At 35.1% G+C, this 20,181-nt stretch carries 12 protein-coding genes; 8 read left to right on the top strand and 4 right to left on the bottom strand.

What is annotated here, in order from left to right; genetic code table 11:
- Positions 1–380 precede the first annotated feature (380 nt).
- Positions 381–1,889, bottom strand: a complete 1,509-nt coding sequence (locus EPI11_RS17960; RefSeq protein ID WP_128391376.1) for a PAS domain-containing sensor histidine kinase — start codon at positions 1,887–1,889, stop codon at positions 381–383.
- A gap of 520 nt (positions 1,890–2,409) precedes the next feature.
- On the opposite strand from EPI11_RS17960, the gene EPI11_RS17955 reads away from it, so the two are divergent.
- From EPI11_RS17955 to EPI11_RS17925, 7 genes are all read left to right on the top strand, one after another.
- The gene (locus EPI11_RS17955; protein WP_128391375.1) at positions 2,410–3,204 is read left to right on the top strand and encodes a hypothetical protein; all 795 of its coding nucleotides are present in this window, start codon (positions 2,410–2,412) and stop codon (positions 3,202–3,204) included.
- Positions 3,205–3,559: 355 nt separating this feature from the next.
- Positions 3,560–4,849 (top strand): HEAT repeat domain-containing protein, encoded by a 1,290-nt coding sequence (locus tag EPI11_RS17950; RefSeq protein ID WP_128391374.1) that lies wholly within the window; start codon positions 3,560–3,562, stop codon positions 4,847–4,849.
- 25 nt (positions 4,850–4,874) lie between these two features.
- Positions 4,875–6,326, top strand: a complete 1,452-nt coding sequence (locus EPI11_RS17945) for a glycosyltransferase family 2 protein (protein ID WP_128391417.1) — start codon at positions 4,875–4,877, stop codon at positions 6,324–6,326.
- Positions 6,319–9,171 carry a tetratricopeptide repeat protein gene (locus EPI11_RS17940; RefSeq protein ID WP_128391373.1) on the top strand — a complete coding sequence of 951 codons (2,853 nt, stop codon included), beginning with the start codon at positions 6,319–6,321 and terminating at the stop codon, positions 9,169–9,171. The genes EPI11_RS17945 and EPI11_RS17940 overlap by 8 nt, the downstream gene beginning before the upstream one ends.
- Before the next feature lie 2 nt (positions 9,172–9,173).
- The gene (locus tag EPI11_RS17935; RefSeq protein ID WP_128391372.1) at positions 9,174–11,309 is read left to right on the top strand and encodes a DUF4838 domain-containing protein; all 2,136 of its coding nucleotides are present in this window, start codon (positions 9,174–9,176) and stop codon (positions 11,307–11,309) included.
- Between the two features lie 11 nt (positions 11,310–11,320).
- Positions 11,321–11,848: a DUF1573 domain-containing protein gene (locus EPI11_RS17930; protein WP_128391371.1), complete on the top strand. Its 528-nt coding sequence runs from the start codon at positions 11,321–11,323 to the stop codon at positions 11,846–11,848.
- Between the two features lie 111 nt (positions 11,849–11,959).
- On the top strand, positions 11,960–12,343 hold the full coding sequence (locus tag EPI11_RS17925; RefSeq protein ID WP_128391370.1) for a hypothetical protein: 384 nt from the start codon (positions 11,960–11,962) through the stop codon (positions 12,341–12,343).
- Between the two features lie 23 nt (positions 12,344–12,366).
- Here EPI11_RS17925 and EPI11_RS17920 read toward each other — a convergent pair whose 3' ends face one another.
- A complete protein-coding gene (locus tag EPI11_RS17920; RefSeq protein ID WP_128391369.1) occupies positions 12,367–15,741 on the bottom strand; it encodes a CheR family methyltransferase in 3,375 nt (1,124 codons plus the stop codon).
- 485 nt (positions 15,742–16,226) lie between these two features.
- Here EPI11_RS17920 and EPI11_RS17915 point away from each other — a divergent pair, with 485 nt between their 5' ends.
- The gene (locus EPI11_RS17915) at positions 16,227–16,682 is read left to right on the top strand and encodes a hypothetical protein (RefSeq protein ID WP_128391368.1); all 456 of its coding nucleotides are present in this window, start codon (positions 16,227–16,229) and stop codon (positions 16,680–16,682) included.
- A 229-nt stretch (positions 16,683–16,911) separates the two neighbouring features.
- On the opposite strand, the gene EPI11_RS17910 is transcribed toward EPI11_RS17915, so the two are convergent.
- The gene (locus EPI11_RS17910) at positions 16,912–17,970 is read right to left on the bottom strand and encodes a 3-oxoacyl-ACP synthase III family protein (protein ID WP_128391367.1); all 1,059 of its coding nucleotides are present in this window, start codon (positions 17,968–17,970) and stop codon (positions 16,912–16,914) included.
- A 167-nt stretch (positions 17,971–18,137) separates the two neighbouring features.
- Positions 18,138–19,676: a SulP family inorganic anion transporter gene (locus tag EPI11_RS17905; RefSeq protein ID WP_128391366.1), complete on the bottom strand. Its 1,539-nt coding sequence runs from the start codon at positions 19,674–19,676 to the stop codon at positions 18,138–18,140.
- Positions 19,677–20,181: the final 505 nt, after the last annotated feature.

Genomic DNA, 20,181 nt, shown 5'->3' with positions numbered 1-20,181 from the left:
TATTTCAGATTAACCTGTTAATCTGAAAAGCTTAATCACTATCATATATGATATAACCGAAGTAATGATTGATATACAGAGCGTGCAAATATAAATTGCAAGTACTCAGATAAATTTGGTGTTGGTTTAACGTATCCCGAGATTAGGATAAGATATCAACGTGGTCTCTAAACCAACCTGGTTTAGGTGTAAAATTAATGATTAGATAAATTGGTAACTGAAAACGTCAGACTGACCAATTGGAGAAGTACTATTGTCAGATAATGCAGTAGCAGAAAACGATTATTCTGCAAATATAGCCTTTTTTATCGACATATTCTCATTTAATTTTGAATAGCGCCATTTGGGGGTAAAGGGAGCTATATGAAGTCATGTCCATTTTAAACAAAATCTTTTGATTGCTGTAATGGCAGTTCAATGATAAATTCAGCCCCATCATGCTTTCCGGTAGCTTTTATTGTACCATTATGTCTTTCGACGATATTCCTGCATAAGGCTAATCCTAATCCCGTGCCCTCGTAGGTGTCTTTTGAATGTAACCTCTCAAAAGCATTAAATATACTGTCGGTATATTGTGATTCAATACCAATACCGTTGTCCTGGATAGTTATACGAACTGCATCTGTATTGTCATTTGAAATCATAATATAAGATATGGTGACCCTGGGCGGTACTTCAGCTCTGGAAAATTTTAATGCATTATTTACTAAATTATAAAAAAGCCGCTGCAGCAGAATAGACGACCCTTGGATTATGGGCAGGGAATCTTCAACAAAAATCGCTTTTTTTTCATCAATGAGAAGTTCAAGGTCTTTCTTAATACCCAGCATTATTGCGTTAAGATCAGTTGATTGGACAGGAAAACCTGAGGCAGATGTACCTGAATAGGCTAGGATCCCATCAATAAGCTGCATCATCCTTTCTCCTGCGGAATCAATCTTGCTCATATATTTTTCGCGTGTCTCTTTATCAGCTGTTTTAAGTAGTTTATTAAAGATCTGGATTTTCCGAACAGGCTCTTTCAGGTCATGGCTCACAATATGTGAAAATTGCATCAGGTCATTATTAGAGCGCTGGAGCTGTGCTGTACGTTGCTTAACGAGCTCTGAAAGTTGTTCCTCCGATTGCTTGTGCGATGTTATATCCTGAGCTATTCCAACCAATACTATGGCATCTTGCTTATCATTATTGATGATAGTACCATTTATACGAAGCCAGCGTAGGCTATTGTCTTTATGCAGTATCCTGGTTTCATACGAGACATTACCTGTAGGGCCAATATTTTTCCAAGCCTCATCACGTATATGCGAGTCATCTGGATGAAGCCTGCTTATAATCATTTCCTTAGTAATAATTTGGTCTTCAATATCCCACATTTTCCTAAAGCTGCCGGATACGGTTACCTTCCCATTCTGTAAGTCAATTTCATAGGTTGCTAAATCTGCAGAGTAGATTGCAAGTCTTAATTTTTCTTCAGCTTCCAAAGTTTGTTGACGTGAAATATTAAGGTCTGTCACATCTGCTCCGGTATTCATAACACCAAATACGATACCATTGGCATCTCGCATAGGAGTAAAAGCATAATTAAAGTAGTGTGTTGTGGGCTTCCCATCAATGATAAGGTCCACACGGCTATTTTTTACCTCATAAGCTATACCGCTGTCCAGTACTTCTGATAACTTCTCATAAATGCCCTGGCCCCTTAGTTCCGGAAGGATATCAAAATAAGATTTGCCAATTATATCATCCCCTTTACCCATTGTCTTTACCATACTCTTATTGGCCAGCAGTATTTTCATTTCACGGCCAATATATACACCAATCGGGAATGGTGCATTCTCTACCATATTTTTGAGTTGCAATTCAATATTCTGTAAGGTAATTTTCATAGCTATAAAGATACTATCTGTGCGAAAAAAACATTATGTAATTTTACGCTATCTGTTATAATTTTAAAGATTTAACACATAAAAAATTAACATTTGTTCAATCTCAGTACTGTAGGTAATTATTCGGGAAACAGTTATGATGTAAGTCTTTGATCTTTTTCCTATCTATTATTATCGTTTCTTATTTTAGATATTATAGCAATGATTACAGACAGCCCGTAAAGATTCTCATAGATATAATTTAGTTTTAATTATATATTTTTTATTTCCTTTACTCGCCATCGATGCTACTTTATAGCAACAAGTTCGATAAGAGGTGTTTAAACTGGCAATGCAAGTTTGTAATGTGACATTTAATACTATAAACCGCTGGAGGTGAAATACATTTTCACTCTTCAGCTATCTTATGTGCACTTTAACGATGATTTTAGCATAAAATTGAAATAAAAGAGGTAGATGGATATTTAAAGTATATATTTATTTAGCTTAATACTACTTCATCGTTAATAATAGCAACATCATGAACTTTAAAACAGCATTATCTTCTACCAGCGAATTAATATTTATATATAAGTCCGGTAAAACAAGAAAAACTGAATTTATCGAAGTTTCCTATTATGGAGATGATTATTTATTGGCAAAAACCCAGGGAGATATTTATTATTCCTTGCTTGATTTAGATGGAGATAGAATTGAAAATGATTATAAAATTGTTTACCGATTTTTTAATGGATTATTGCTAACGCATAGCACCAATCAGAAAGTTATCGAATCTGCTGATAAGATTTCTTATCGTATAAATTATAATGTTTACAGCGTGCTCAATTTTGACATGGATACCATTTGTCCAATTAATGTATTCCATAGAGAAGAATCATCAGATGTAATTTCTCAGGAAATACCCTTTCAAAATCTTAAGCCGGTTGAAATAAGGAATTATTTAAACAAGCCGGTACTTCAATTTAAAGAATTTATATTTTCTGAAATAATAGGAGACAGGTATATTTTGTGCTGTAATCTTTCTCTATTGAAGAATTCAGTCGCCCTGCCATTTGAAGAATTAAAAAATAAAAAGATTTGGGAAGCTGCTGATATCTTTAACTTTGACAGGCCTAAGAATCTAATTGGTACAAATAATATCATTACCGGTAAAGTATTGAAAGAAATCGAAACCAAACTTTTACAGCTAATAGAATTAAATAGAAAACCAATCACAGTAAGTTGTAATTCAGATATTGATTTCAGTACATTTAGTTGGACTAAAAATGACTGGTGGAAAATGACAATAACAAAATTTTTAGGTTCCAAAAGTTAATTTTAACATAACTTCAGGTGCTTGCCTATGCGGAAGTTGATTAAGAGGGCGGTTTTACTGCCCGCAAACACAATAGTTGTGAAAGGTTATATTTAACTTATTATTTACCATATGATTAACGTTATCTCCATTCATTAGGATATACATTTGTTATGCCCCCAATAATGGACACCACCTTCTAAAATTGCTTACCCCTCTAGCAATCCTCACCTTTTCTTTATTCCTTTTTCTGTATTTAAATATATGGATCCCACTGTTATATTTTTAAATTAAGCGTGCTTAGCCTTCTGAGTAATTGTTTAGTTATGCATGTTGATAAAATAATGAAGTCTTAATAACAAACCAATAATTACGTATGATACTATTTTCTTACGCAGATATTCTGCAACATATTGACTCGCTCCTAACTGAAATTAGTTACTCCACTTCTTTTCAGTTTATAGAACAATATTGGGTTACACTGAGTTCTTTTCCGTTGGTAATTAAAACTGCCTTTTCCATAATTTTTTTAAGTCTTATTGCTACCATAATTTCCATTACAACAATATTTGGGATACGTGGCAAAAAAGAAAGAGATAGCAGGCTTGCTATGAAACTGCGGCCAAAAATGTTTGCCTTTTTCAAAAATATATTGGTATCAAAAGACATATATACAGATATTGAAATATGTAATATGTTTTTAGAAACTTTTGGCAAACTTAATAACAAGGCTTATGAGTCTATAATACCAAGTCTTGAAGATGTGGTTAATGATGAAAAAGAACAATTAAAATCTATTCGTTATAAGAATATAATTAAAGGACTTAAAATTGATATATTTCTTGAAAAGAAGCTTGACTATGCTGATACACGCACACGTCTTAATGCTTTTCATTCACTTTCGCGTCTTGAATTGACAATCTCTGATTCAAAAATGCTTTTGCATACCTATTCAAAAAATGACTCGCTTCGTAAGGAGTCAAGGGCATCGTATGTTGGGGTTAGTAATAATGATCCGTTTAAATTTTTTAATCAGGTTAACGACTTAAATCATTGGGACCAGATTAACCTTATGCAGCAACTTGAACTCCACCATAAGGATAACTTACCAAATTTTAGTAAATGGATAGTATATTCTGAAGACCCTACACAGACAGTGTTTTTTATAAGGATGGTATCTCACTTTAAACAGTCTAACTCAGTTAGTGCATTGATTGAAGTTTTAGATAATCCGAATCATAATATAAGGGTAGAGGCCATTCTTGCTATAGGTAAAATGCAGTTAAAACACTTAGAGCCACGTCTTATGGATATGTATTATCATCAGCCACTTTCCTGCCAAAATGCAATTATAGAAGCACTGGCATATATTAACTCAGGGGAGGCTTTAGATTTTTTAACGAAAGCATATGATGATATAAACGATTTTGATGCAAAACGCCTGATTGCAGAGGTAATTTATCTTTATAATGAAGAGGGCAGGGAATACTTTGATTTACTACTGAAAAAAGAAAGAGGCTTTAACTATTTAACTTTAGAACACGTTATAAATCCACTAATTCCTTCAGTACTTAGAAATTATGTAAATGCAAGGAACAGCAGAGGCAAAACTTCGCCAGAAACTATTGAATTGCTTCCGGATACTACACGAATTAATCTTGCTTAAATAAATGAATTTTCATATTAATAACATGGCGATAACTTTCCCGGCTTTTGAATATTTTGTTTTTATTTATGCCTCATGCCTAATATTTTTTTATATGGTTTTGGCAGTTTTCTCGATAATTAAAATCATTAAATACAAGACTTATAACTCCAAACTGGATGAGCAATTTCTTATGGACTCGCCACTTACACCGGGTATATCTGTTATAGCTCCGGCATACAATGAGGAGAAAAGTATAATTATTAATGTACGGTCTTTACTTACTCTGAATTATCCGCTGTTTGAAGTCATTATTGTAAATGACGGTAGTAAAGACAGAACACTTGAACTATTGATAAATGAATTTGAGCTTGAGGAGACTGCATATGCTTATCTGGAAAAGATACAGACCCAGCCCTTTAAAAGAATATTTAAGTCCAGAAATGCTCAATACTCAAAACTGACTATTGTAGATAAAGAGAATGGGGGAACTAAAGCTGATGCCTCTAATGCAGGTATCAATGCTTCTCAATATCCTTATTTTTTATGTACCGATGTAGATTGTATGCTGGAAAGAGATACAATGCTTAAGATGATTAAACCCATTCTGAATTCTACAGTAAAAGTTATAGCAGTGGGTGCAACATTAAGAATGTCTAACAGTTGCGATATACACGATGGAGTAATTGAAAGGGTAAGACCTCCACAATCACTTATTCCAAGGTTTCAGGAGATGGAATATCTTAGGGCATACCTGTTTAACAAAATGAGTTGGAGTCTTGTTAATTGTGTACCTAATGTTTCAGGAGGACTAGGATTGTTTAACAGGGAAGTTGCTATAAATGCAGGCGGATATGACGGCTATTCTCACGCTGAGGATATGGACATGCTTACTAAAATGGCTGCACACCAAATTAATAATAATCAGGAATATACTATTGAATACATTCCTATATCCTGCTGTTGGACTGAAGGCCCACCTAATATGAAAATATTGTCACGCCAGCGTATACGTTGGGCAACAGGTTTAATCCAGGTCTTTTTTATACACAGAAAAATATTATTCAATCCACATTATAAACGCCTTGGCCTTGTAGTTTTTCCTTTTGCATTTTTATTTGACTTTCTTGCTCCCATCATTGAGATCTTAGGCTTGGTATACCTAGTATTTTTAATTGCACAGGATGCCGTAAACTGGTCAACAGCCGGGTATATATTTTTATATTCTTACTCGTTTACTATTATGGTTGGTACTCTTGCAATTCTATTGGATAATTATGTTCAGAGGCAATACCAGACGACCAGGGAAATAATAAAGCTATGGCTTATGATTCTTATCGAGCCTTTTATATATCATCCTATCCTTATGTACTTTTCCTTAAAAGGATATTTTAATTTTTTAACATCCCGTGAAATGGAATGGGGAACAATGACCAGGCAGGGCTTTGAAAATAAAGCAAAACCAGGTGTAGCTATAAAACCCCAAACACATGTATAAGATAAAATTCTTAACCTTTACTGTTTTACTTTGTTTACTGTCGCATACTACATATTCACAGACTATAAGTTCTGAGAAATATTATGAAAAGGCAAAAACAGAAGGTAATAAAAACAACTTTAAGAAAGCTGTTGAATATAGTGAAAAGGCCTTACGATTATCGCCTCAGGATATGGACATTAAAGAATATCTTGGAAAGTGCTATATGGAAACAGGCAGGCTTGATGATGCGCGGGTTACACTTTTGGAAGTGTTGGAGGTAAGCCCTAATCGTGAAGATTCAAAATATTACCTGATGAATATCGAAACGCTGTCGAAACGCTATTCAAGTGCTGTGTGTTATGCTAATGAGTTGTTAGAAATTTCTCCATACAACAAAAAGATATGGATAAAAAAAATCAGTCTTTACAGTTTGCTCGACAATAGGGTGGAAGCAGATAGGTCTACTAAGCGATTGTACCAAATTTTTCCGCAGGATAAACAAATCAAGGCCATGTATAACAATATGCTTAAGGGTGATGCTGCAAAAATGTCTAAAGATGACCTTGCCAATGCAGCGAAGCAATATGAAAAAGCATTGGAAGTAAATACTAAAGATCCTGAACTATATTTAAACTTAATCAATGTTTATTTAAAGTTAGGTAATTTTCCTGCGGCACTAAATACAGCCGACAGGGGTATTTATTATGTGCCTGGTAATAGGGATATTTTAAATAAAAAGATTGGTATCCTTGAACAACAACATGAATATCAGAAAGCCTTAGACCTTGTCGCTATCCAGCTGAAAAAAGGCCCCTCAGTGTACTATAGTAATATGCAAAAGTATTTGCTGTCAGAATCTGCACGCTATCATAATAATTCAGACCCATATGTATTGTACGGAAAATTATATGATCAGGATAAATCTAATAAAGAAGCACAAAGTTATCTTTTAAGCACTGCTATAGCACGTGGCTATTATGACGACGCACAGGTAATATTGAAGCAGGGATTAAAGTCTAACCCTAATTCTAAAGAATTGCTGTTAAAACAATTTCAGCTTTATGAAAGCAGGCAAAATAAACAGGCCGCAAGAAGTACTATTAAAAAGTTGTATGCATTGTATCCCCGTGATACCGACATTAAAGAAAAATATGATAGTTATGCTTTTGAAGAAGCTAAAATAGAGTTTAACCAGCAAAATTATAAGGAGGCAATTCCTTTGTTTAAGAGCCTGACAGATACTAAAGAGTATGGCACTTTTGCACATCAATATCTCTTTGGCATTTACATGGCCCAACACGACTATGAAAAAGCATCCGAAACTATAGAAGTACTGATTAAAAAACATCCTAACGAACAGAAATATGTTTTAAATAAAACAGATATGTTGGCTACGATGGGTAATTACGAAGATGCGTATGAAATGGCACGTGCCAATACCAATAAATATCCTGATAATGCTGATCATTCCGGAATGTTTACTGAGGTTTCTATTGCATATATTAAATACTTAAATGAAAATGAAGATTTTGAAATGGTTAAAACTATTTCAGATAAACTGATACTTTCAGATCCTGAAAATCTTAATGCTTACGAGTATGCAATAGGTGCCCGTATAAGTATGAGACAATATGAAGAGGCAATAAGCCTGATCAATAAAGCACTGATTCAATTTCCGGATTCAAAAGAATTGAAGCTAAAACTAGCAGGAGCATATTCTGATGCTGGTCAGTCAGAAAAAGCCATCGCTGTTCTTAAAGAGCTTCAAAAAGAATATCCATATAGCACTAATGTAAAAGGATCATTAATAGAAGAGCTTTATAAAAATGCTTCCTCTGCCGAAAAGAATAGTGACCTTACAGAGGCAAAATCAGGTTATAGGGAAATACTGACTTTAAAACCTTCCGATACACTAGCAGCAATAAAACTGGCAGGCATATTAATTGATACAAAAGATTATGAGGAAGCAATGATTGTGCTTGACACAAGCCTAACCTATAATAAAGACAATGCGGAGTTACTTTATAAAAAAGGTATTCTGTATGAGCAAATGGGTAATTATGGAAAAGCCGAAGAACTGCAGGCTAACTATATACCTCCGGCTCATTTGTATGCTGAGCATAAAGACCACCTAAAGTACCTTGAAGCAAAACAGATGAAGAATCAGGTGAACATCAGTTACCTGAATGTGGAAACCGACTCGCTTGCCATCAACACATCTGTTGCTACACTTGAGTATTTAAGATTAAATAAAAATGATACCTATATAGCCAGGGTAAATTATGGAGCCAGATCAACAGGGATAGGCGTGCAGGGAGAAATTGATTGGTATCATACGTTTACTAACAAATCATATTTTCTTGCCAATGCGGGTGTAGCAACACGTTTTTTCCCTAAGTACAAAGGAGGATTGTCTTATTTCAAACCATTTAAGAACCAATGGCAGGTTGAAGTAGGAGGACGATATGCCCGTTTAACGGATGACAGAAACTTCTTTACCGGAATTTTTGGCGTAGAAAAAACATATGGCAGTGTATGGTTGAACATCAGGGGATTGATCATGACTGATGATACAGATGTCTATAATAACATTTTAGCACAGGCCCGCTTCTACATGGAGAATGAAAGGGATTATGCGATAGTTATGGCATCGGCCGGTACGGCTCCTGAGGACCAAAGGCTGGATTTTCAGCTAAATACATTCCTGTCGTATGTGAATACCATGGTGGGAGCGGGATATTATCATTATTTCAATCATAAAACCAGTATTGGTGTTATGGGAAATTGGTATAACTACGAAATTAAGTCTGACGAATTTATAAATCAGTATAATGTGTTTTTAACGCTGAGAACAAAATTTTAAACATGTATACCAAAGCATTGATTTTTTTCATTATTAATTTTTGCATGGGGTGCCAAAGCAATTCTCAGGAATTTACTTTGTATCAAAAGGGAAAGATTATTCCTGAAGTATTTGTTGTCAATAAAGCGTATCAAAACGCGGCAGAAGATTTTTGTAATCTTTTTGAAAAAGCAACAGGTCAACGCCCAAAGATTGTAAGTGAGCTATCTGTGACTAAAGTTCAGATAATCATAGGAGAATTAGATGAAAAACTGCCAAATGGAGGTTTTAGAATACAGCAGCAAGGGAATGCCTTCTCCATAAAAGGTACGGGTGGGGGCTCCGCTTTATTTGGGGTCAGGTATTTTTTTGCTGTCTATTCTAATAGTAACCAGTTTGATAATGAAACTAAACAAAAACTGGAAATACTTAAAGTTCCAATGGGGTTAAACTACACAAAAGAGTATGCGTTTGAATACAGGGAGCCATATTTCCCGGACAATCAACATACAGAATCACGCTTATGGAATAGTACAAATACTATAGATGATACCTGGGGTTTATGGGGGCATAACATACATAAATTTATTTCAGTAACTGATAAAATGATGGCGGTGGTTGATGGGAAATCAAGCGATGAACAATATTGCTTTTCAAGTCCTGAGTTTGAACATGCACTTGTTTTAGCCGTAGAAAACTCTGGCAGGGAAAATGGGAATGCCTTTAAATTTATGGTAATGCCTAACGATAATTTTATGGTTTGCCAATGCAAAAGATGTAAAGCTATGGGTAATACAAAATCTAATGCAAGTCCCGCGGTTTTTACTTTATTGAACAAATTAGCACAGAGGTTTCCAAAGCAGCAGTTTTTTAGTGCTGCATATAACACTACTATAGTGCCGCCATCGTTTAAGTTAGCTACCAATGCGGGGGTTATGATTAGCACTATGCCTTTCCCGAAAGGTGTAGTCATTGAGCAATCGAATAAAAAAGCGATTGTAGAGAAGTCATTACAGGATTGGAAGAAGATAACGGACAAGATGTATCTGTGGGATTATGCAGTGAATTTTGACAATTATTTTGAATTCTATCCGACAGTTAGCATTGCACAGAAAAATTTAAAATTCTACAAAAAGCAAGGTATAACAGGAGTTTTTATAAACGGAAATGAAGGATCTTATGCTGCTTTTGATAATTTAAAATTTTACTTGTATGCACAGCTTCTTTCTGACCCGGATATAGATTTGGATAAACATATACACCTGTTTTTTGACAAAAAATATCCTGATGTTAGTTACCTTTTATTGGACTACTATTCAAAAATTGAAAAATATGCTTTTAACTCCCGTAATCAGCTCGAAATTTATGGTGGTTTACAACAGGCTAAAGACAAATATTTAAAGGAAGCGGATTTTGATTTTTTTTATAATCAATTTATTGGTCGTTATGAACAACTTAGTAGTGATAAATCTACAGATTTAGCACCGCTAGTTACAGCATTGACTTTTTTAAAGCTTGAAATGCGAAGAACAAATGGCATAGGTGAAAATGGCTATGCTCACTTTGAAAAAGATAAAACAGTTGCAGTAGTAAGCCCTGAAATACCATTATTACTTGCCCGTCTTCGAAAATTATCTAAAGAGACTACTATTGATGTGTATAATGAGTCCGGGGCTTTGATTTCGGATTATCTGGCATCTTGGGAAAATGAGATCAATAATAAAAAATATAAGAATCTTTTTTACGGTAAGAATTTTAGAGTTCTCTCTGTCTTAGATGATGAGTATCAAAATAAGCACATGCTGAATGACGGTGCCATAGGTTTTAATGATTATTACAATAATTGGCTATTAAGCACTAAAGATGCTCTACAACTAGAAATTGCTGCCGAAGATGTAAAAGGCGCCACAACAGTTAGTCTTACTTTTCTTAGCAACACTAAACACAAGATTTATCTTCCTAAAGAAGTCGTGGTAACTATCGGTGATAGAAAGTTTAAGGCACAAATCGATTCTAAGCCTGACACCACTAAACATAAATATGAAGTTAAGATTCCAATAATTATCAACACAAAAGATCAACTCATAAACATTTCTATTATAAAACAGGACAACTATAAAAAGAAGTCAATTGCCTGTGATGAAATACTATTTAATTAAACAAAGAAATCATGAACAACTATAAAATTGCTTTCCTCCCTGTCTTACTACTTATTATATTATTATCAGGTTGTCAAAATGATACTAACCCAAATGGTTTGACAACAATTACGATTGAAGACCCTATACGTCACTATTCTCCTGTTATACAGGGACAGGAACAGGATATTGTTGTTAAGGTATTTAATACAGGAGATAATTTACTTAAGATATCTAAAGTTTATCCATCATGCGGATGCACCATTGCAAAATTTCCGGAATCAGCAATTGCTCCCGGCAAATTTGGCCTTATTGAACTTAAATATAACAGTAATAAGAATATAGGATATGTAGGAGTCTATACAACTATAGTGACAAACTCAAAAAAACGATCAGAAACCGTTTTTTTTGATCTCAATGTAGTGCCGGATGCTGATTATACTAAGGATTATGAGGAATTACACTCATTAAAAAATGAAAAGATCGGATTGACACAAACGTCCTCAACTGATCAGTTTTTAAAAAAAGGATATACAACAAATTCTTATGAAACTTTGTAGTAGAACATTAGTATTCACAGAGCAAAGTTCAATATAACTTAACGATTATAGTTTTGTTAATTGATAGTTTAAATCATGCATCAATATGTACATTTATATAAATCACTCACTATGCATACTTATACTATGACTTTTGTAACCGGCGACATTATGGGTCTGCCTTCTGATACAGAATCTAATGAAATGATTATTCGCGCCATTGTTACTGAAAAGCTTATTAAACAAGAATTTGAGTTAGCAGATTTTAATTGGTCTGGTAGTTATACTTTTGACAATAGCTTATCTTATCTAAATGAGCCATATCAACTTAACGCAGTTGTTGAGGTTTGTGTAAAATTAGACATTGTCACAATGAGAAGCAGAGAAGCTATTTATGCCCGATGCCTACACGCTTTAAAGCTGCATGAAGTTCTTCTCAAGCGTATTAAATGCTTAACAAACCTACCTTTTGGTCCAAAGTGTATTTTGTGTTTTGATATGAATGCAATAGCTTAATTTTCAAATTACAGGTTAGGGAGTTAGCTGTGCAATATAACGTGAAATGTAGCTCCTTCATTTAATTTTGACTCCGCAAAAATTACCCCTCCATGATTTTCTACAATTTTATCGCTTATAGCCAAGCCAATACCTGTGCCTTTATAAACCTCATTTGTATGTAGCCGCTGGAATATAGTATACAATTGTTTCTCATATTTTTGCTCAAAGCCAATACCATTGTCCCGCACAGTAATATCATACCATACTAGACTTTTATCTAATGAAGGATATTTTTTCAGTTGAAGGGCAGACAGTTTTTCGCAGCAAATTTCTATCTGGGGAGAATTATCTGTATTCAGGAACTTTATTGAATTGCTGATTAAATTATAAAATAATTGGTTCATCTGTAATGGTATAGCACTAATGGTAGGAAGATCGCAGTATACAATATCTACTTTTTTTTGTTCGATAAGCAGTTCAAAATCTATTAGGATATTTTTTACTATATTATTTAAATCAGTAGAAACATAAAGCCCCTCGTTATTAGTAAGGTATGAATATGACAGTAGGTCTTCTATCAGTGATTTCATCCTTTCAGATGAACTATTGATCTTATTAAGTAATAGTATAGCTTCATTTGGTAAACTCTGATCCCTCAGTACACTTATAAATGTTTGTATTTTTCGAAGAGGCTCTTGCAAATCGTGGCTTGCAATGTAAGCAAATTGATGTAATCTAATATTGGCACTATTAAGTTCACGAATGGAGAGACTAAGCTCAGAATTAGTCGCTTCGAGTTCTTCAGTTCTTTCTTTTACTTTGGTTTCAAATCCATCGGATAATATCTTTAGCCTTCGCTCCACAAGTTTTCTTTGGGTAATATCCTCAATAGCAAGAAGTATTAATTTTTCTTTGCTCTGTTCATTGGTTACTTGTCTTGCGTTTAATAGTAAAATGCATTCTTTTTCGCTAGTAATGTTTAATGTAATCTCAAAATCATCCAACTGAAGGTTTTGAGGCAGCACTTTTTCTAACATTGATCGCATTAGATAATGTTCAAATAGGCCATTACATATTTCATATATGAGTTTTGTTTTAGCCTCTTCCTTAGTGATACCATATTTTTTTACAAAAGCCCTGTTAATATTCTTAATCCGGAGATCTTGGTCTAATACAACTATAGGCTCACGCAAAGTTGCTACTATTGCCTCAATATAATTTTTAGAATTATTGATCTCCTCCTGTTTTTCTATCAGTTCAGCATTAATTATAATAAGTTCTTCGTTGCTTGATTGCAACTCTTCTTTTGAAGTTTCCAATTCCTCATTGAGACTTTGCAATTCCTCGGTTCCACTTAACAATTCCTCATTAGCGCTTTGTAGTTCCAGATTAGAGGCTTCCTGTTGCTCAGCGGTCGTATTAACGTCGATATGTGTTTGCAGTAATTCTTTTTCGAGGGCACTAATACGTTTAAGGTTAGTACAATCATTATCTATTTGCCCCTGAATAAGGCCAATAATTTTTGTATTACCTTTTTCTAAAACAACGACCTCTGTAAAAATGACAAGAAAATAAGGTTCTATAGTATCTTTCAGCGGCCTTATTTCTATAGTGACTTCAAGAAGTCCTTTGCCTGATTTAAAGGGTATTCCGGTTTTAATAATGGGAGATAAAAATTCTTTTGCTTTCAGTAATGCATTACGTAGTTCAAATGTAAGCCCAGACCTTGCAATCTTAAGCAGGTTAAATGTAGGCGGGCCAGGGATTAATTCAAGAAATAATGTAACATCCCCGTTGATATGCACGATGTCCATATGTTCATTTATGATTACGCTTGCAGGGGTAAAGTCACTTAATAAGAGTGCTTGTCCACATTTAATAAAATCACTTTTATGAGATATATTTTCTGACACTCTACTTTTTAATTTATTTGTAGATATCTCATTTTCGCGCATTGCCTGATGAATATTATAGCCTGCTGTTGTTTTTCGGGTAAATACCCTGCTGGTTTTTAACAGGGGAATAAACAAGTCTGCTGCCTGAGCAGTTGTTTCCGATTTGCCAAGCAGTAAAAACCCCTGATCTGATAGTGCATAATGAAACGTTGTTAGGGCTTTCTTTTGGATAAAAGGATCCATATAAATAAGTACATTCCGACAGGATATAAGATTCATTCGGGCAAAAGGCGGGTCTTTTAAAAAATTATGTACTGCAAATGTACAGAGACTTCTGATGTGTGATTTTATTTGGTAACCATCTGCTTTCTTGTCAAAATATTTTATCAATAACGTTTCTGATACGTTTGATAAACGAGCATCTTTATAAAATCCTTTTCTTGCTTTTGCCAGGGATATTTCAGATATGTCAGATGCAAAAATTTGTATTTGCGTATCCTGACTATTTTTTTCCAAAAACTCGTGAAGTGCAATGGCAATCGAATATGCTTCTTCACCGGTTGAGCATCCAGCTACCCATACCCGTATAGTATTAAAATCTTTTTTTCCCTGAACCAAAGCAGGAAATACGTTTTCTTTTAACTCAGTAAATACATTAGGATCCCTAAAAAATGACGTAACGGGAATTAGAAGGTCATTAAAAAGAAGGACAGGTGCCGCCGCGTCTTCATTAAGGATACTTAAATATTTTGCAAAACTACTAGCTTTAGCTATAGCCATCCTTCTTCGAATACGCCTGTGTATAGTACTTTGTTTATAGAATGTAAAATCGACTCCATTGCTTTTGCGTAAAAGCATTAGGATTTCATGGAAGGAGTTCTCTTCATCCTTCGTGAGATCTTTTTCGTCTTTATTCTCTTCGGTAAGGTTTAACTCTATTAATTTCGCAGGTATTTGATCGGGGCTCAGAATATAGTCAACTGTTTGAGCATTTATAGCATTTAATGGCATCTGGTTATGCCCTGCAGAGGCCTGATCCTGCGCAAATGTAGTACCACCATGTTTTTTAATAGCCATTAGGCCCAGCGTACCGTCAGTGCCTGTGCCGGATAATACAACGCCAACGGCAAGATGAAGATGTACCTCAGCGAGTGATACAAAAAATATGTCAATGGCGGCATTTCTTGATTCCTTTTCACGGGCTGAAAGTTTGAGAATGCCATCAATTGAGGTAAGTAGCTTGTTCTCGGGAATCACATAGATATTGTTGGGTGCGAGATGGATTTCATCCGTTATCTCAAGTACGGGAATATTGGTATATCTTGATAAGATCTCGGGTAGTATACTTTCATGTGAAGGATAAAGATGCTGAACCAAAACATAAGCCATTCCTGAATTTTCAGGTATGGCTTTCAGAAGCTGCCTGAACGCATCAAGTCCCCCCGCAGAGGCGCCTATGCCCACTATTGGGAAATCCTGAGTGGTTTCAGGTGGTGGTGTCGCATTTTCTTTATTCTTCATAGTTTTATAGTTGGATTTCTAACTTTCTGATAATTAGGTGATTTTGTGAAGGTAGATAAATTAAAACTTAGATATTGGTTATTTAACTATTCTAATTTAACAAAGTATCATTTTGAAGCATTGTATTTCAAACTATTATTCTTCAGGCTGTATATTTCAAACTTAGGTTTACAATTTCATTAGTTTTTGTTTTTACATCACAAGAGCTAATGTCAGATTCCGATCTATAGCCCAATTCACAATAGTTTTCGGATAAAATCTTTAATCCGTGCATCCTTCCTAATTTTTTTATCAAAATAGTATTTCAAATACCATTACCTGCCTTTATACTCTAATAAAATGTAAAATATATATTTGACTATGATTATTATCATGAACTCTATTTTTATAATTAATCAATTTTGATCCATCAAATATTCCTTTATATATAGTATATGTGAATAATGAGGTGTAGAAATAAGAACAAAATTAATATCCCTACTATCATGAAAGTATTTATAATTGCGGTTTTACTGTTTACGATGACCTCCCCATACCAATGTACAGAGGAAAACGAAGCGGGCTGGGCAACAGAAATGGAACCTATAGGGTATGAAGCAGAGGATGTAGCTACCCGTAAAGCAATAGCGGACTGGAATCAATTTATTACTGCGTCAGATTTTGCTGTAGATGAAGCATGTATAAAAATATCCAAGGCAAATGATAAATTAGAAGACCCTCAACTTAAAAACAAGCGAAAACTCAGGTATGCCATTATAGATGCGAATGGCAGGATGGACAAGTTAAGTAATATGCTGTTGAGCGCTAAGGCAATTCAGCCCCATAATTTTAAATTAGACGAAACTACAATTAAGGCTATAAAATCATTTAAAAAAGAGTTTAATAACCACCGGAAAAAGCTGGATAAATCGTTAACAGAAATGATGGCACTTACCAAATAACACTAGTAGTGCCGTTGAGGTTCAAACGCAGTAAACGTAGTCGTAGCATAATATACTATACTATAACAGTTAGGGTATAAAGCACCTGCTCAAATCAGGTGCTTTATTGTTTGTAGTCTTATCTACATGATAGCTGATAGGCTTTTTCTTTTTAGTACCTCCTACCAATTTGAATCATTTAATACCATAACTCATAAAAGGTTATTTTTTGTTATATTGTTAGTGTTCTCTAAACTTTATAAACAAAGGCATTGATATTCATACCTGCTCCAACAGAGGCAAACAGTATAATATCTCCACTATTCATATTATGTCCATCAAGCGCCCCTTTTGCTATAAGGTCATATAGAGTTGGAATGGTTGCAACGCTGCTGTTTCCTAAAAAACTGATACTCATTGGCATCACATCTTTTGGTGGTGTTTTTCCGTAAAGTGTATAGAACCGGTTAAGGATAGCCTCATCCATTTTTTCATTTGCCTGATGTATCAGTATTTTATCTATCTTTTCGATGGGTATACCTGCTTTATCAATGCAGCTTTTCATGGCATTAGGTACATACCTGAGTGCAAATTCATATATTTTTCGTCCATACATCTTAATGTATCTTACATCATTAGTATGTTCGGGATTATATGAATTCCCAAAATAGAGGTATTCTGTTTCATCATAGGAGAAGCTGGCACTTTCATGTGATAGTAGTCCTTTCTCATGATTTGATGCTTCAACAAGGGTTGCTCCTGCGCCATCAGCATAGATCATGGAGTCTCTATCACTATGGTCCACCACGCGGGAAAGACATTCTGCACCAATAATCAGGCATCGCTTTGCCATTCCTGACTGTATGTAAGCATTAGCCAGCAGCATACCCTGAATCCAGCCCGGGCATCCAAAAATAATATCAAAAGCAACACAGCCGGGATTTTTAATCTTCAGCTTATTTTTGACCCTCGAAGCAAGACTTGGAACAGTATCGGACTGTACGGTACCGTAACGGACATCTCCAAAATTATGTGAGAGTATAATATAATCTATACTTTCAGGATCAACCCCCGCATCATCAATTGCTTTTTGGGCGGCTATAAAAGCCAAGTCAGAAGTTACAAAATGATTCGGCACATAGCGGCGCTCCTCAATTCCTGTAATAGCAGCAAATTTCTCGATAATACTTTCTCTGGAGTGTTTTAAAGAGTTACCGTTTTCATCCAGAAAAGAGTGATTTTCAAAGTACTGGTTCGGGACTTTGATTTCGGGAATACAACTGCCAGAACCTATAATTCTCATATTCATATTGCCAAAATTTAGTTGGCGAATTTATTGAATTATGTTATTTCAAAAAAAAGTATTTAAAATATTTTATGATTTTTTTCGGAATAGTAGTTTTTGTACTATTTCATCTTCAAGATATGCAACTTTTTACTAACCTATAAGATTAGAAAAAATGATTTAAAATAAAGTTAAACGCTCTCAACAGCAACCCTGTAATTAGGGTCTTCGATAATGCTTACATTGATTACGGATTCAGCATTACGGAGCAGCTGCCTGCAGTCTGGACTCAGATGTTTCAGTTCTACAGTCTTCCCAGCTTCGCTATAGCGTTTGGTAATATTGTTTACAGCCTCAATAGCGGACATATCCGCTATACGGCTTTCCTTAAAGTCTATTATGATATGATTAGGATCCTCTGCTGTTTTAAATTTTTCCTGGAATGTCATTACTGAACCAAAAAATAAGGGTCCATAAATTTCATAGTGTTTGATCCCCTTATCATCAATAAAAGTCCTAGCCCTGATGCGTTTGGCACTCTGCCATGCAAATACCAATGCGGATATTATAACACCTACCAGTACAGCGAGTGCCAGATTGTGCAGTAGTACGGTAATGACGGCCACCATGATCCCAACAAAAATATCGTGCTTTGGCATTTTAGTAATTATATTAAAGCTAGCCCATTCAAAAGTTCCTATTGCTACCATTACCATAACCCCTACAAGTGCAGCCATAGGCAGCTTTCCTATTATTGGGGCACCAAAAAGAATAATCAGCAATATCGTTATGGCAGCGATTATTCCTGAAAGCCTGGCTCTGGAACCCGAAGAAAGATTCACCAGTGTCTGTGCTATCATAGGGCAGCCACCCATCCCGTAAAAGAACCCGTTGGCTATGTTTGATCCACCCTGGGCAATACATTCCCGATTCCCATTGCCTCTTGTTCCGGTAATTTCATCGACCAGATTCAATGTAAGAAGCCCTTCTGTAAGGCCAACCGCGGCTACAATCATGGAGTAGGGCAGGATAATCTGCAATGCTTCTAAATTAAAAGGAATATTAGGGATATGGAAAGGAGGAAAGCCCCCTTCGACAGAGGCAATGTCCTGTACTGTTTTAGTTTCGATACCAAAGGCAACCACAATTATAAAAACCATTATAATTGCCACCAGTGAGGAAGGTACGGCTTTTGTTATTTTAGGGAATAGCACTACAATCCCGATTGTCAGGGCAACCAGCCCCAGCATGATGTATAATGTGGAACCCTGTAGCCAGGTAATCTCACCATTCACTATTGTTTTGAACTGCTCCAGCTGCGACATGAATATTATAATAGCAAGCCCGTTAACAAACCCGTACATAACAGGCTGGGGCACCAGGCGTATAAATTTAGCCATCTTGAAGAGGCCGATAAGTATTTGGATTGCCCCTGCAAGAGCTACAGCTGCAAACACATATTCAATTCCATGGGAGCGCATTAGTGCTATGAGTACAACAACTGTAGCACCCGCTCCACCAGATATCATTCCCGGTCTTCCGCCAAAAATTGCTGTAATAAGTCCGGCAATAAAGGCAGCATAGAGACCAACAAGTGGAGGAAAACCAGCAAGGATTGCAAAAGACAGTGACTCGGGTATCATAGTCATAGCTACAGTCAGGCCGGCTAAAATTTCATTTTTATAATTGACTTTTTGCGTAAAGTCGAAAAGATTTAGAACTTTATTCATAGATATAAATTAATAAAGCACATTATCACTGAAGCAGTTAAACAGAGATTTGTACAGATAACTATAGGTAAAGTGTTAAAGGCAGTGTCTATTGTTTTAAGGGCTAAAGTCAGGGCGGAGTAACAGTCGAGTATGTAGTAGACAGGTGTTTCATACAGGGAACAAAACTAGAAAAATATAATCAAAATACAAATTTACTGGTTTACTATTTGGCTCAGAATAATATAGTTGTTTTGAGCAGAGACAAGTTTTATTGTATAGTAAAATCATGATTAGTTGTTATAATAAAGCAAAATAAAAGGAGAGAATACAAAGAATAGTTGATTTTACAGTAAATCGAGTAGAAGGATCTAAGTCTGAAAGTGAAACCCTCCATAATTATTAAAACAAACAGTTGTCATAGATTCATTATTCGTCAGTGTAAACTAATGTTAACAGCCATTATAAAAATGGTTGTTAACATTCTCCTTACTTAACTATAATAGCGTGTTAAGGATTTCTTAAA

The sequence above is a fragment of the Flavobacterium cerinum genome, assembly GCF_004028155.1.
Lineage (GTDB): Bacteria > Bacteroidota > Bacteroidia > Flavobacteriales > Flavobacteriaceae > Flavobacterium > Flavobacterium cerinum.
The sequence above is the reverse complement of the archived record's forward strand: the minus strand, read 5'-3'. Positions and strand labels throughout refer to the sequence as shown.

Coding starts and splice junctions, on each gene's coding strand:
- EPI11_RS17960 (WP_128391376.1), bottom strand. CDS start 1,889: ATGAAAATTACCTTACAGAATATTGAATTGCAACTCAAAAATATGGTA.
- EPI11_RS17955 (WP_128391375.1), top strand. CDS start 2,410: ATGAACTTTAAAACAGCATTATCTTCTACCAGCGAATTAATATTTATA.
- EPI11_RS17950 (WP_128391374.1), top strand. CDS start 3,560: ATGATACTATTTTCTTACGCAGATATTCTGCAACATATTGACTCGCTC.
- EPI11_RS17945 (WP_128391417.1), top strand. CDS start 4,875: ATGGCGATAACTTTCCCGGCTTTTGAATATTTTGTTTTTATTTATGCC.
- EPI11_RS17940 (WP_128391373.1), top strand. CDS start 6,319: ATGTATAAGATAAAATTCTTAACCTTTACTGTTTTACTTTGTTTACTG.
- EPI11_RS17935 (WP_128391372.1), top strand. CDS start 9,174: ATGTATACCAAAGCATTGATTTTTTTCATTATTAATTTTTGCATGGGG.
- EPI11_RS17930 (WP_128391371.1), top strand. CDS start 11,321: ATGAACAACTATAAAATTGCTTTCCTCCCTGTCTTACTACTTATTATA.
- EPI11_RS17925 (WP_128391370.1), top strand. CDS start 11,960: ATGCATACTTATACTATGACTTTTGTAACCGGCGACATTATGGGTCTG.
- EPI11_RS17920 (WP_128391369.1), bottom strand. CDS start 15,741: ATGAAGAATAAAGAAAATGCGACACCACCACCTGAAACCACTCAGGAT.
- EPI11_RS17915 (WP_128391368.1), top strand. CDS start 16,227: ATGAAAGTATTTATAATTGCGGTTTTACTGTTTACGATGACCTCCCCA.
- EPI11_RS17910 (WP_128391367.1), bottom strand. CDS start 17,970: ATGAATATGAGAATTATAGGTTCTGGCAGTTGTATTCCCGAAATCAAA.
- EPI11_RS17905 (WP_128391366.1), bottom strand. CDS start 19,676: ATGAATAAAGTTCTAAATCTTTTCGACTTTACGCAAAAAGTCAATTAT.